The 13843-nt window shown below is 37.8% G+C and carries 10 protein-coding genes; 1 reads left to right on the top strand and 9 read right to left on the bottom strand.

Annotation, left to right across the window (positions count from 1 at the left end):
- Positions 1 to 327: 327 nt before the first annotated feature.
- The 5 genes from HYG86_RS00915 to HYG86_RS00935 form a co-directional block, all read right to left on the bottom strand.
- A complete protein-coding gene (locus tag HYG86_RS00915) occupies positions 328 to 720 on the bottom strand; it encodes a GxxExxY protein (protein WP_213167103.1) in 393 nt (130 codons plus the stop codon).
- Positions 721 to 1917: 1197 nt separating this feature from the next.
- Positions 1918 to 3183, bottom strand: coding sequence for an ABC transporter permease (locus HYG86_RS00920; RefSeq protein WP_213167104.1), 1266 nt, complete (start codon positions 3181 to 3183; stop codon positions 1918 to 1920).
- Positions 3184 to 3195: 12 nt separating this feature from the next.
- Entirely contained in the window at positions 3196 to 3906 is a 711-nt protein-coding gene (locus HYG86_RS00925; protein ID WP_281391301.1) for an ABC transporter ATP-binding protein, read from the bottom strand.
- A 703-nt stretch (positions 3907 to 4609) separates the two neighbouring features.
- The gene (locus HYG86_RS00930) at positions 4610 to 5794 is read right to left on the bottom strand and encodes an ABC transporter permease (protein WP_213167105.1); all 1185 of its coding nucleotides are present in this window, start codon (positions 5792 to 5794) and stop codon (positions 4610 to 4612) included.
- Between the two features lie 1297 nt (positions 5795 to 7091).
- Positions 7092 to 7673 (bottom strand): Fe-S-containing protein, encoded by a 582-nt coding sequence (locus HYG86_RS00935; protein ID WP_213167106.1) that lies wholly within the window; start codon positions 7671 to 7673, stop codon positions 7092 to 7094.
- Between the two features lie 477 nt (positions 7674 to 8150).
- On the opposite strand from HYG86_RS00935, the gene HYG86_RS00940 reads away from it, so the two are divergent.
- On the top strand, positions 8151 to 8411 hold the full coding sequence (locus HYG86_RS00940; protein WP_213167107.1) for a hypothetical protein: 261 nt from the start codon (positions 8151 to 8153) through the stop codon (positions 8409 to 8411).
- A 28-nt stretch (positions 8412 to 8439) separates the two neighbouring features.
- Here the strand turns inward: HYG86_RS00940 and HYG86_RS00945 are convergent, their stop codons facing one another.
- The 4 genes from HYG86_RS00945 to glgB all read right to left on the bottom strand — a co-directional run bounded on the left by HYG86_RS00945 (position 8440) and on the right by glgB (position 13545).
- The gene (locus tag HYG86_RS00945) at positions 8440 to 10581 is read right to left on the bottom strand and encodes a hybrid sensor histidine kinase/response regulator (RefSeq protein ID WP_213167108.1); all 2142 of its coding nucleotides are present in this window, start codon (positions 10579 to 10581) and stop codon (positions 8440 to 8442) included.
- Between the two features lie 231 nt (positions 10582 to 10812).
- Positions 10813 to 11100: a Dabb family protein gene (locus tag HYG86_RS00950; RefSeq protein ID WP_213167109.1), complete on the bottom strand. Its 288-nt coding sequence runs from the start codon at positions 11098 to 11100 to the stop codon at positions 10813 to 10815.
- A gap of 120 nt (positions 11101 to 11220) precedes the next feature.
- Complete coding sequence (locus tag HYG86_RS00955; RefSeq protein ID WP_213167110.1) at positions 11221 to 11586, bottom strand: GxxExxY protein; 366 nt, start codon at positions 11584 to 11586, stop codon at positions 11221 to 11223.
- 123 nt (positions 11587 to 11709) lie between these two features.
- Complete coding sequence (gene glgB, locus HYG86_RS00960; protein WP_213167111.1) at positions 11710 to 13545, bottom strand: 1,4-alpha-glucan branching protein GlgB; 1836 nt, start codon at positions 13543 to 13545, stop codon at positions 11710 to 11712.
- Between the last annotated feature and the right edge of the window lie 298 nt (positions 13546 to 13843).

Here is a 13843-nt window from a genome sequence, read left to right on the forward strand (position 1 = left end):
CCTCATTCTGTAAACATGCTGGGTCATAAACATGACTCGTTCTTCTGCTACATGCTGGGTCAAGTAATCGACCTTTTTACCATTCTTCTTACTTACATATATAAATTCCTTTTTTATAAACAATATATAATACGTTTCTAAGACCCAGCATGTAGCTGAATATGGAGTGCCGTTTTGACCCAGCATCAGTTCTATTATTAATTGTTACGGTGAGCTAAAATAGTCTTAAAAAGATTACCCCTAGCTACTTTTTTTAGTTCTTTTTTTGCTCACCGTACCTCTATATACTGTAAACATGCTGGGTCATAAACATAACTCGTTCTTCTGCTACATGCTGGGTCTTATGTTAGTATCTGATTTTAATATTCTTTTGAATTCTAATTTTTTAGAACCGAAGTTAATTAGTATCCCTAGTACATAATGTGTTGAGTTTATGTAATGAATTGTTTGAGCAAAGTGTTCTGATTTTAAAGCTGTAACACACTTTAACTCTATGATTATTTTATCTTCTACTAGTAAGTCAGCATAGTATTGTCCTATTTCTTTGCCTTTATAGTAATTTTTTATCGATACCTGGCTCTCACTTTTTATACCTCTAAGTTCCAGTTCATACATCAGCGCTTTTTCGTAAGTTTTTTCTAGTAAACCTGTACCTAACGTGTTTTGGACTTCAATAGCAGCACTCTTTATTTCTTTTGTTAGTTTTTCGAATAGTAACATAGCTCCCCCTCTTTTCTAGCTTTTTTTTGCTCACTGTAACCTCTATATTCTGCAAACATGCTGGGTCATAAACATGACTCGTTCTTCTGCTACATGCTGGGTCAAGTAATCGACCTTTTTACTAATCTTCTTACTTACATATATAAATTCCTTTTTTATAAACAATATATAATACGTTTCTAAGACCCAGCATGTAGCTGAATATGGAGTGCCGTTTGACCCAGCATCAGTTCTATAATTAATTGTTACGATGAGCTAAAATAGTCTTAAAAAGATTACCCCTAGCTACTTTTTTTAGTTCTTTTTTTGCTCACCGTAACCTCTATATACTGTAAACATGCTGGGTCATAAACATAACTCGTTCTTCTGCTACATGCTGGGTCAAGTAATCGACCTTTTATTTACTATTTTTCTTTCTTGTTTATAGAAATCCTTTTTTGTAATCAATATTTTTACGTCAGATATCCACTTTTTTTAAGACCCAGCATGTAGCTGTATATGGAGTGCCGTTTGACCCAGCATCGGTTCTATAATTAATTGTTACGGTGAGCTAAAATGGCTTTAAAAAATTACCACTGGCTTCTTTTTTTTGCTCACTGTAACCTCTATATTCTGCGAACATGCTGGGTCATAAACATGACTCGTTCTTCTGCTACATGCTGGGTCAAGTAATCGGCTTTTTACTATTCTTCTTAGTTACATGCATATATTCCTCTTTTTATAAAAAATATTTTATAACGTTTTTAAGGACCCAGCATGTAGCTGAATATGGAGTGCCGTTTGACCCAGCATCAGTTCTATAATTAATTGTTACGGTGAGCTAAAATGGTCTTAATAAATTACCCATAGCTACTTTTTTTAGTTCTTTTTTTGCTCACCGTAACCTCTATATACTGTAAACATGCTGGGTCATAAACATAACTCGTTCTTATGCTACATGCTGGGTCTTAATTTTTTTAAAACTATGGACATCAAGAAGACCACACAATTTTACACTATATACACATAAATTTAAAACCAACGAACCCATTTTTTTGATTGGGTTCGTTGGTTTTTATGGGTTGTAATTTTGGTCCGGGTTGTATTGATCCCAACCCCTGCCGTAAAGATTTTGACGTTAGTGTTTAGGTCTTGAAGATCATGTGGATCATGTAGATCTGTGGCAAAAGATTTAGTTTGTGTTTTGTGGGTCAGGTTTTATATAAACCTTAGGGCTTCGGCTGGGTCTTGTTGGGTGGCTTTGTAGGCTGGGTATATTGTTGAGAGTAGGCCTATTGTTAGGGATAGGGTGATTGCCACTGCTAGTATTTCAAGGCTCCAGGGAACTTGTAGGTCTGTTGCTGCTAGGTATGGCGCTAGGACTCGGGCTATTAGGGTTCCTGCTAGATAGCCTATGATTCCTGCTGCGAAGCTTATGATTGCTCCTTCTAGTAGGATTAGTTTGGCTATGTGGGATTTTCTAAAGCCTATGGCTCTGAAGATTCCTATTTCACGGGTTCTTTCCCTTACTGAATTCGTCATTGTTAGCCCTACCACTAGCATTCCTACTAATAGTACTACTACTGATACTGACATACCGAAGTTTACTATTCTAGCTAGCATTTCATCTCGGCGTAGTGTTTCTTGTCTAAGGCTAGTTACGTAGGTATGTGGAAGTTTTGAATCTATTTCAGATAGTAGTGTTTCTTCAGAGCCTGCTTTGTAGTCTACTGCCATTTCTATTACTGTTACTTCGTTGGGACGATCCATTAGCATTTGCGCTACTGATAGATTTATAAATGCTTGGTTGTCTTCTGATGAGCCACTTTCTAGGAGTATACCAAAGACTTCAAATTCCTGTCCCGCTAGTGTTAACTGATCCCCTTCTTTTACCCCCAGGGTATGTGCAAGTACGGGACCTAGTACTAGTTGATTGTCTGCTATATTTAGTCTTTCTAGTTCTTCCCGGGTTAGATCTATTAGTTCAAAGTCCATATCTTTACCGTCTTGGGATTGGGTATCTCCTTGGTTAGTATCCTTTGTCATCTCTTGGTTTGGATCCCGAAGGCGCAGCCAAGGCTTGACAGTGAATTCTTGGGGTAGATTAGCACCTACTATGACTACATTTTGACCGTGTTCTATTTCCTTTAGTCCTATTAATTTTGGAGATATTGTTTTTATCATTTCACTTGAGGGTAAGTTCTCAAGGGCGTTTACATCTTCAGTTGTTAATTGTTCTACGTCATACATTATTTCTGGAAGTGTTATACCACCATAGGAAAAAGTAAGTCCTCCGGCATCGGGTGTTATAACAACGTTTACTCCAAAGTCTGTCACTTGACGAGTCATTTCTGATTTCATGGTCTCTACCACACCATATACAGACACTATGGTGGCAATACCTATTATTAGTCCTAGTAGAACAAAGAACATTTTGGCTTTGCGGCGGCGGAGGTTATTTAATGTTATATTATAAAGCTTCATGCTATCCCTCCGTTATACTATTTTATTACTTGCCACTATGATTTCTTCTTCTGGTACTAGTAATCCGTCTTTCATGGCTATTGTACGGCCTAGGTAACGGGTGTTGTCTGGATTGTGTGTTACCATAAGGATTGTTAGTCCGTCGTTGTTTAGGTTTTGGAATAGTTCCATGATTTCGTCACCGGTTTTTGTGTCCAAGCTTCCTGTTGGTTCGTCGGCAAGGAGTAGTGGTGGTTCGTTTACTATGGCTCGAGCTATGGCCACGCGTTCTTGTTCTCCTCCTGACAGTTGGTTTGGCAAGCGATTCATTTTGTTTCCTAGGCCAACTTTAGATAGGGCCTCTGCTGCCATTTCTCTTTTTTCTTTGTTTGAGCGAGATGTTGTTGTAAGTGGTAGCATGACGTTTTCATGGGCTGTTAGGTATGGGATGAGCTGGAATTGTTGGAATACGAAGCCTAGGTATTCTCTACGGAAGTCAGCTCTTCTTTCTTGGGATAGTTTGTATATTTCTATGCCGTCGATTTCTATGAGGCCTGATGTTGGAGGATTAAGGGCTCCTATTATTGACAGCAGGGTGCTTTTTCCTGAGCCGGAGTGTCCCATTACGCTTACTGATTCGCCTTTTTTTATTTCTAGGGATACTGAGCGAAGTGCTTGTACTTCGTCACCCATGGATTTGTATGCTTTTGTTAGGTTTTTTATTGTTATCATGTTTTCTGGCATTGTTTCGCCTCCTGTCGTTATGTGGGATTGAGTTTAGTAATTAGGTTCTTAAATTACAACGCGGAAGAAATTCTGTTTTAAGGATTAAGTTCAAATGAGCCTAACGCAGTTGAAGCAGTAGTCAGGAGTAGTAAAGCTTCTTTAGTTTCAACGCGGAAGAAGATCTGTTTTTTAATATTGTTTAAATAGTGTTGTTAGTTTTGAGAGAAGTTTTTTTTGGGTTTAGGACTTGCTGGTGAGTTTTGGGTGAGAATTTCACGGTTTGAAATAACAAATCAAATTAACTAGTACAAAACCTGCTTCACAGTAATTTTCACTAAAATGCACCACACTATATAGAATCTTAGTAATTAGACCTGAATTACTTTACTTTTGGTGTCAGATGGTGTGGTTTTGGTTGGTGTAGATGGTGGCTGATGGTTTAACTTTTAGTGTAATTTGTTAAGATTTTAGTGGAGTTAGTGGCTAGCTTTTGGGTGAATTTCTATTTAGTTTTTGGGTGTAGGGGCAGTTGTTTTGGGGTCTGCCCCTACATGGGGGTTTGCCTTTTCGGGGCATTTATTTCAGTATGGTTTTTGTGGTTTTGGGAAATAGGTTTTCCCCAAATCACAAAGACCAGAGATTTTTGTCTGGGGTGTTATTTTTGTGGGTCTTCCAAGGCTGAAGCCTTGGCTACAATTGTGTGAGTTATGGTCTATGGAGGTTATATAAACCTTAGTGCTTCTGCTGGGTCTAGTTTTGCTGCTTTTATTGCTGGGTAGATGCTTGTTATTATTGCTAGTCCTGTTGATAGTAGTATTGCTGGTAGTAGTAGGTCTAGTTGTAGTGGGATATCTCCTTGGATTTGTGCTATATATGGGCCTGCATATTTTGCCATTAGACTTCCTGAAAAATAACCTATTATTCCACCTATTATACTTACCATTGCTACTTCGAGGATAATTATTTGGATTATATGTGAACGTCTAAAGCCGATGGCTCTAAAGATTCCTATTTCCCTTGTTCTTTCGTTTACTGATGATAGCATGGTTGTAAGTACTACTAGGGCAGCTATTATCAGAACCATGCTTGATAGGGCAATTCCGAAGGATGAGAAGTTATCTATGGTTTCTTCCCTAAATAGGGCTGCTTGTCTTAGGGGGGTTACTCTGCTGTTTGGCATGGCATCTTCTAGTCCCATGGCGATTTCTTCTATGGGGCAGCTGTTACAGTAAGCAGATACTTCTATCATTGATAGTTCTCCAGGTCTTCCTAGTAGCTCTTGAACTACTCCAAGGTTAGCAAAGATAAGTCCATCTTCTTCACTTCCTAGTTCGTCAAGTATGCCGTATACATGGAAGGTTTGCTGGTTGATGGTGACTTGGTCACCCACTCTCATGTTAAGGGCCTCAGATGCTGCACTTCCTAGGATTATTGAGTCCTCAGGGAGCTCTATAAATACTAGGTTGTCTTGGTTTCCTGCTTGTTCTTTTAGGGAGAACCAAGGTTTTTGGAAGAATTCCTCCCTGGGCTCTATTCCTACTATTATGGTTTTTTGGTCTCCCGCTTCTACTGCACCTACGAGCTTTGGTGATACTATGTTGATGTATTCAGCCACAGATGATTCGTAGATTTTTGGTATGTCATCCATGGTGAGTTTTTGCAGGTCTAGGTAGAGGTCGGAGCCTACATTGTTTCCATAGTTCATTTCCATGCCTTCTGTCCTTGGCAGGATTATGGCATTGGCACCGAATTCGTCTATTCTGTCACCTAGTTCTATGTGCATTGCTTGTATTATGTTTGTTAGGGCTATTACTGTGGCTACTCCTACAACGAGTCCTAGCATTAGGAATATCATTTTTACTTTTCTTCTTTTTAGGTTGTTTAGTGATATGTGGAATATGTTCATTTGTTCACCTCTTGATTCATATTAGAGTGGAAGATTTAAGGGATTAAGTTCAAGGGAGCCTTACGCGGATTTTTAAAGGAGATTACGCGGAACACGCGGATTTTGGGGTGTGTTTTTGTGGGTCTTTTTTTATTGGCTCACTGTAACCTCTATTTTTTGCTACATGCTGGGTCAAGATAGCTCGTTCTACTGTTACATGCTGGGTCAAATTTAGTTGTTAGTATTCAGAAAAGCTAAGTTATTATTAAATAGACCCAGCATGTTGCTTTCAGTGGAGTGCAGTTTGACCCAGCATGTTTACAGAGTGTCGAGGTTACCGTGAGCTAAATAATTCTTTAAAACCTGCTTCACACTATCTTTCACTAAAGGGCACCACACTATATAAAAAAGCTTAGTAATTAAGACAAATTCAAGGGGATCCTTACTCGTAATATTTGATTTAGATTACCTGGAATACCTGACGAGGTGTGCGTTTTGTCTGTCCGTTTTCTATTGGCTCACTGTAACCTCTATTTTTTGCTACATGCTGGGTCAAGATAGCTCGTTCTACTGTTACATGCTGGGTCTATTTAATTGTTAGTATTCAGAAAAGCTAAGTTATTATTTAATAGACCCAGCATGTTGCTTTCAGTGGAGTGTAGTTTGACCCAGCATGTTTACAGAATGTCGAGGTTACGGTGAGCTAAATAATTTTTTAAAAATGCTTCACACTATCTTTCACTAAAGGGCACCACACTATATAAAATCTTAGTAATTAAGTTCTTTAATTTCAACGCGGAGGAATATCTGTTTTTTTCATATCTGATTTCATAACCCTAGCTGGTTTTGTGGGGAGTTTTTTTGGTTAAAACATTGCTGTGGTGAGTTTTGGGTGAGAAGCTCGCGGTTTAAAATATCAGATCAAATTAAACTAATGCAAAACATGGTTCACACTATCTTTCACTAAAGGGCTTTACACTATATAAAAGCTTAGTAATCAGACCTGATTTACATTGCTTTTGGTGTAGATGGTGTGGTTTTGGTTGGTGTGGATGGTGGTGGTTGTTTTGTAGTAGACCCAGCATGTTGCTTTCAGTGGAGTGTAGTTTGACCCAGCATGTTTACAGAATGTCGAGGTTACGGTGAGCTAAGTAATTTTTTTTAAAAATGCTTCACACTAACTTTCACTAAAAGGCACCACACTATATAAAATCTTAGTAATTATACGATTTACATTGCTTTTGGTGGCACATGGTGTGGTTTTGGTTGGTGTGGATGGTGGTGGTTGTTTAATACTTATTATTTTAGGTTTATTGTTTTAGGCTCTGATTCTCCATGATAGGATTTCTTGTAGGTCTATTTCTATTGTTCCTTGGTTTATGGTTGGATTCATGTTTACTGGTGGATATGATCCACATGCTACAGCACCGGATATAAATTCGTGGTCTTCTATGGTGTATGTTGTACGGCATGTGTCACATAGTAATGTGTCTCCTGCTAGGGAGAATGTTCTACCTCTGCATGGTTCACACATGCTACTACCTACAAATAATCTGCCCGATGGAGTTATATATGCCATTAATGGCACTAGCTCCCCTTGGTCATTAGCTATTTCAAATGTTACTATATTGTTTTCATTAACTGTTTGAAGGGGAATAAGCACTTTGTCATCTTCGATTACCGGTTCTATGACTGTCATTGCTATTACTTCTCCGATGTATGAGCGACTTTCTACCACTGGCTCACCGAAGTAGTTGATTGTTTCTTGATCTCCACCTGATGTAACCATAACAAATACTATGGCAGCTATTAGTACTACCCCTATTGATGCTATTATTAGCGGTAGTTTGCTTTTTTGTGGTTGTGTAAACTGATCTTTTTTGTTTGTGTACTTGGACATTTTGTTTCCTCCTTTTATTACTACTATGCTGTGTAGTAGGTTTATTATACTATATCTATATCTCAAGTACAACTGAATTAATTCTAAAGTTTTTGTAAACAAACATGTGTATTTTTGTGGGTCTCCAAGGCTGAAGCCTTGGCTACAATTTTGGGGATGTGGGTGATTGGTGTGGGATGGTTGGGTGGGGTTCAAGGCTGAAGCCTTGGCTACAATATCTGGGGATGTGGGTGATTGGTGTGGGATGGTTGGGTGGGTTTCAAGGCTGAAGCCTTGGCTACAATTTTGGGGATGTGGGTGATTGGTGTTGGATGGTTGGGTGGGTTTCAAGGCTGAAGCCTTGGCTACAATATTTGGGGATGTGGGTGATTGGTGTTGGATGGTTGGGTGGGGTTTCAAGGCTGAAGCCTTGGCTACAATATTTGGGGATGTGGGTGATTGGTGTGGGATGGTTGGGTGGGGTTCAAGGCTGAAGCCTTGGCTACAATATTTGGGGATGTGGGTGATTGGTGTTGGATGGTTGGGTGGGGTTTCAAGGCTGAAGCCTTGGCTACAATATTTGGGGATGTGGGTGATTGGTGTGGGATGGTTGGGTGGGGTTTCAAGGCTGAAGCCTTGGCTACAATATTTGGGGATGTGGGTGATTGGTGTTGGATGGTTGGGTGGGGTTTCAAGGCTGAAGCCTTGGCTACAATATTTGGGGATGTGGGTGATTGGTGTTGGATGGTAAAAAAATAATAAGCCCCGATTTCTTGGGGCTTATTGGTTATAAAGTTTTTATTGTTTTTATTAGGTCTTCTGGTTTGTAGGGTTTTGTTAGGATTGCTTGGAATCCGTAGTCTTTGTAATTTGCCAGTACTGTGTCGTTACTGTAGCCACTTGCTACTATTGCTTTGGTGTTAGGGTCTATTTTTAGTAGTTCTTTCATGGTTTCCTCCCCACCCATTCCTTTAGGAACTGTGAGGTCTAGGATTACTAGATCATAGGTTTTGCCTTGTTGTAGTTTCTCTTTGTATTTCTCTATGGCTGTTTCTCCATTGGATGCTGTATCAACTGTGTAGTTGTACTCTGTTAGGTATTTTGTCATTACACTGGTTATGCTCTCTTCATCATCCATTACAAGTATAGATTTTATTATATTAGTAGGTTTTTGTATTTTCTTCTTTATTTTATGTTTACATGCTATGGGTAAAGTTATGGTAAATATTGTTTCCCCATCTTTAGATTCTGCTTCGATTGCTCCATCATGGTTAGTTATTACTTTATATGTGGTTGCTAAGCCTAGTCCTTGTGAACCTTCCTTTGTAGTAAAATATATATCAAAAATCTTTGGTAGATCTTCTTCTTTTATTCCTGTGCCATTATCTTTAATTATAATGTTTATTGCCTCGTTTTCATCACATGTTGTTGATTTTATAATATTTACTGATACTTTACCTGCTCCACACCCAAAACTTTCTAAGGAGTTATTAAATATATTTTTAAATGCATGAAGCATTTGACCATAATCAACATCCACTTTAATGTCAGCAAGGGGTGCAACAATTGCATGGTCAATGGTAGTATTTTTAAATACTGAGTCAGATGCCTCTTTGATTATTCTATACAGACTTTGCACTTCTTTTACTGGTAAGCCACCTCGAGCAAATGTAAGTATTTGCTTAGTGATATGTTGGGCTTTGCTAGTCTCTTTATCAATTTCATCTAGACAATATGCTATTCGCTCAGTGTTACCTTGATATTCGTATAGCTTTGCAAGGCCTAAGTTACCTATTATTACTGTTAGTGTGTTGTTAAAGTCGTGGGCTATACCCCCGGCCAGTAAGCCAAGGGATTCTAAACGTTTAGCTTTTTCCATTTCATCTTGGATCCTTACTTTTTCTGTTTCGTCCCGCAATGTATAAACAACACCTGTAACTTCATTTGCAGTTTTTATCTTAGAACATTTCACTTCAACTATTTTTTCTTCATTATTTGATGAAGTAAGTCTTAAAGGCTTATCTATGGAACATTTTATTGGGCAGTTTATTTCAGAATTAACCTCATTGTATTTACATAAACTAAAATCTTTTGAATCACCCATAAAGTCAACTACTTTGTTAATGTTAGCACCTAGGGCTTTTGTTACACTAAATCCAGTGATTTTTTCTGCAGCAGGATTAAATAGAACAATATTCCCCTTTGTGTCTACCACTATGACTCCATCTGCTATGTTTTTTAATGTGGCTGCCTGTAGTTCTCTATCTTCGGCTATTATTCTGTTTAGTTTTTGGCTTTTATACAAGTTATTAAATACAAGGATTGGCACGAAAAGTGCTATCACTGTCATTATAAAAAAACCTTTATTTAGAGGGCTGGTTTTAATTGTTACTTCATCTGACATTCTTGAGGTGATTGCATTTCGTAGTTTTATCATGGTCTGTTTGTATTGTTGGGATAGACTGACGTATGTGTCAGTCATAAATTCGCTTTCCGTGGTATCAAGCTGCATTGATAATAGATTTACTATTTGAGATTTACTATTTATAGCTTCTAGTTCCTTTGTTCTTAGTTTGTCACAAAGTTCAATTGTCTTTTTTATGTATTGTTCTTCTCTATCAGTTATACCTAGCTGGTACAACTGGTCTATTATGTTGTTTCTTATTTTATTGTTGGATAGGTATTTATAGCTTTCCAGTGCTTCTTGATCGCCAAGTACAGTGTATTTTATTGTATACTGGGTATACTCCTCAGATAGCTTCTCATAAAAGTCTAGTAGTACTAAGTAGTCTATGTATTTGCTTTGTGACCGTATCCCTGCATTCATGAAGTAGTTCGTAAGTATTAATGCGGAAATTAGGATTGCAAATAACGTTATATGTAAGATTTTAAATGTCTTATTTTTTAGATTAAAAGTTGATAATTTCAATTAGCTACCCCCTTAAAAATTCAAACAATGGGTATATTCTCGGTTTTTTTCCATATTCCTGCACTAAATTGTCGTAATTTAAAAATAATTAAACGTTTGTTCTACTTTTAACTTAGGTGTAAAGTGCTTTTTGTCATAATTTTACTTTTTTTCTGTTTATTAGTGCTTAAGTCCTATTGATAAAATAAAAATAGCCCCGAATTTCGGAGCTATTTTTATTTATGGTTTGGTTTAGATTTCGTAGTCTACTGACACTATACTGGAGCAGACTTTTCTCATGTGTTCTACCACTGGGATATGTAATGGGTGTGTGGCGTATACTTTTAGGTCATCTAGACTTGTGTGTGTTGAGATTAGTACTAGGTCATATGCTCTGTCGCTTTGTACAACGTTTGTTCCTACTTCAAGGGTTAGTAACCCTTCAATCTTCCCATCCATGGCTAGGATTAGTTCTTTTGCTGCTTTAGTGTTTTCATCTGTAGGATCTTGTAATTTGAACATAACAACATGCTTAATCATTTTCTACTTCCTCCTTTAGTTATAGAGATTAAATTATTGACACCAAATTTAAAACCTTCGAACACCATTGACACCAATAAAACCACACCAATTTTCACCAATAGTTATGTAATTAGGGTCTTAGTTTGCTAATCTTCTAAACATGAATTTCCGTGGGCCAAAGTTAATTAGCAAACCTAGTTTGAATCCAGTTGCTTTAAGATAGCTAAGTAGTTGTGAATAATTTTCATCAATGATATATTTTGTAGTTTTCAGTTCGATTATTATTTTATTTTCAACTACTAAATCAGCAAAATATGTTCCTAGTAGTTCATCTTTATAATATACTTCTAACTGTTTTTGAGCTTCTACTTGAATATTTCTCTTAGTAAGTTCAGAAATCAACGCTTTTTCATATATTTTTTCCGGAAATCCATAACCTAAAATTTTATATATCTCTGCTACACATTCGTAAATTTGGTCTGATAGCTCTTCATAAAAAATCATTATTTTCCCCCTCCACTTAAAAAGTTCAATAAGGAGGTCTTTTTGGTGTAATTGGTGATTTGTTATCAGTATAGGTGGTGGCTATGGTGCCTAAAGGTTTTAATTTATACTATCATATGAAATCTACTTTTTCAATTTAAGATATATTGTTGCTAGAGGAGGGATTAGTAGGGTTAGGGTGTTTTTTTGTGTTGTTTTTGGGGTTGGGTTGTAGAGGTTTGAGCCGCCGTATTGGGGGAGGTCTGAGTTGAAGATTTCTTGGTAGGTTCCTGGGGTTGTTACTTTTAGTGTGTATTTGTGGTGTACTGTTGGGGTGAAGTTTGAGATTACTATGAGTATGTTCCTTTCTTTGTCTATTCTTTGATAAGCATAGATGGAGTTTTGGGTGTCATCTGGTTGTAGCCATTGAAAGCCATTCCAGCTATAGTCTTGTTCCCAAAGTGTTTTCTCGTTTTTGTATAGATGATTTAACTCTTTTACGTATTGCTGTAGTAGTTTGTGGGGTTTTTCTTCAAGTAGTTGCCACTGTAATTGTTCATAGTCCCTCCACTCTACTTTTTGCCCGAATTCTCCTCCCATGAAGAGGAGTTTTTTACCTGGATGAGCCATTTTAAAGCCGTAGTATGCTTTAAGGGATGCAAATTTTTGCCATTGGTCACCTTCCATTTTTTCCAGTAGTGATTTTTTCCCATGTACCACCTCATCATGGGACAAGGGAAGTAGGAATTTTTCACTGAAACTATATGTCATGGGGTGTGTCAGTTGGTGGTGCTTTACTACTCTCTGGGACACTGGTGTTTGCATGTAGTGGAGAGTGTCGTTCATCCAGCCTAGGTTCCATTTGTATGAAAATCCAAGGCCATTTTCGTGGGCTTTTTTTGTTACTCCCTGAAATAGTGATGAGTCTTCAGCTATCATTAGAGTGTTAGGGTGTAGGTTATCCACCGTTGTGTTTAGCTTTTTTAGGAATTCTATGGCATATAGGTTTTCATTTGTTCCTTTTTCGTTTATTGTGTGTTCATTGGGAGTTTTACAGAAGTCTAGGTATAAAATGTTAGCAACTGCATCCACTCTTAGGCCATCGGCATGGAATTCTTCGATCCAGTAGATGGCATTTGAGATTAGAAAACTCAGTACTTCACCTTTACTATAGTCAAAGTTTGATGTTCCCCATTGTGGGTTATCAGCAAGGTATTGTATATGGGATTCATAGCATGGTGTTCCATCTAACATTCGTAGTCCGTGGTCGTCTCTGCAAAAGTGACTTGGAACCCAGTCTAATATAACTCCTATGTTGTTTCGATGGCACTGCTCTATTAGGCTTTTCAGGTCATTTATACCCCCGTATCTACTTGTAACACTGTAGTACCCTGTTAGTTGATAGCCCCACGATCCATCAAAGGGGTGCTCCATTATGGGCATTATTTCTATGTGGGTGTAGCCCATTTCTTTTATGTATGGGATAAGTTGTGCCGCTATTTCTTTATAGTTCATTTGTTGGCCTTTTTTTGTCTTCCATGTGCCTAGGTGTAACTCGTAGATGTTCAGTGGGCCTTGGTGGACTGATTTTTTCTTCTTTTTTTGCTGCCATTTTTGGTCTTGCCAGGGGTAGGTGTCTATATCTGCTACCACAGATGCTGTTGCTGGCCTTAGTTCCGAGTAGAAGGCGTATGGGTCAGCCTTTAGTTTTATTTGTCCTTCTGGTGTTGTAATGCTGTATTTGTATATTTCTCCGGCTTTTATGTTAGGGATAAACATGGTCCAGATTCCTGGGGATATTTGTTTCATGGGATGGGCTAAGGGATTCCAGCTGTTAAAGTCTCCTACTACGGCAACATTTTTTGCTTTTGGTGCCCATAGGGTGAATGTTGTGCCTGACTCTGTGAGATGCGCACCGAAGTTTTTGTAGGCGTGGAAGCTGTTGCCTTGGTGGAATTCTTGTATTTGCTTTTTGTTCATGTTTATCCCCCTTTTATTTTTGATGATTACTAAGTATATTTTACTTTTTGGGTGGAAATTCTTTTTTTTTTGAGAAAGAAGGAGTTGAAATTCTTAAATTACACCACGGAGGTAATTCTGATTTTTAGAGATTAGTTCAAGGTCAAAGACCTAGCTATTGTAAAATTTCAACACGGAAAAAGATTTACTTTATGCCCTTATTTTAATAGAGTAGTTAGTTTTGTTGGAATTTTTTTTGGTTAGGAGATTGATTGTCGGTCCGTTTTCTATTGGCTCACTGTAACCTCGATTTTTTGCT

The sequence above is a fragment of the Alkalicella caledoniensis genome (assembly GCF_014467015.1).
Lineage (GTDB): Bacteria > Bacillota > Proteinivoracia > Proteinivoracales > Proteinivoracaceae > Alkalicella > Alkalicella caledoniensis.

Excerpts from the sequence above, each read along its gene's own strand:
- glgB (WP_213167111.1), bottom strand. The coding sequence starts at position 13,545 with ATGAACAAAAAGCAAATACAAGAATTCCACCAAGGCAACAGCTTCCAC.
- HYG86_RS00920 (WP_213167104.1), bottom strand. The coding sequence starts at position 3,183 with ATGAAGCTTTATAATATAACATTAAATAACCTCCGCCGCCGCAAAGCC.
- HYG86_RS00950 (WP_213167109.1), bottom strand. The coding sequence starts at position 11,100 with ATGATTAAGCATGTTGTTATGTTCAAATTACAAGATCCTACAGATGAA.
- HYG86_RS00925 (WP_281391301.1), bottom strand. The coding sequence starts at position 3,906 with ATGCCAGAAAACATGATAACAATAAAAAACCTAACAAAAGCATACAAA.
- HYG86_RS00915 (WP_213167103.1), bottom strand. The coding sequence starts at position 720 with ATGTTACTATTCGAAAAACTAACAAAAGAAATAAAGAGTGCTGCTATT.
- HYG86_RS00955 (WP_213167110.1), bottom strand. The coding sequence starts at position 11,586 with ATGATTTTTTATGAAGAGCTATCAGACCAAATTTACGAATGTGTAGCA.
- HYG86_RS00930 (WP_213167105.1), bottom strand. The coding sequence starts at position 5,794 with ATGAACATATTCCACATATCACTAAACAACCTAAAAAGAAGAAAAGTA.
- HYG86_RS00935 (WP_213167106.1), bottom strand. The coding sequence starts at position 7,673 with ATGTCCAAGTACACAAACAAAAAAGATCAGTTTACACAACCACAAAAA.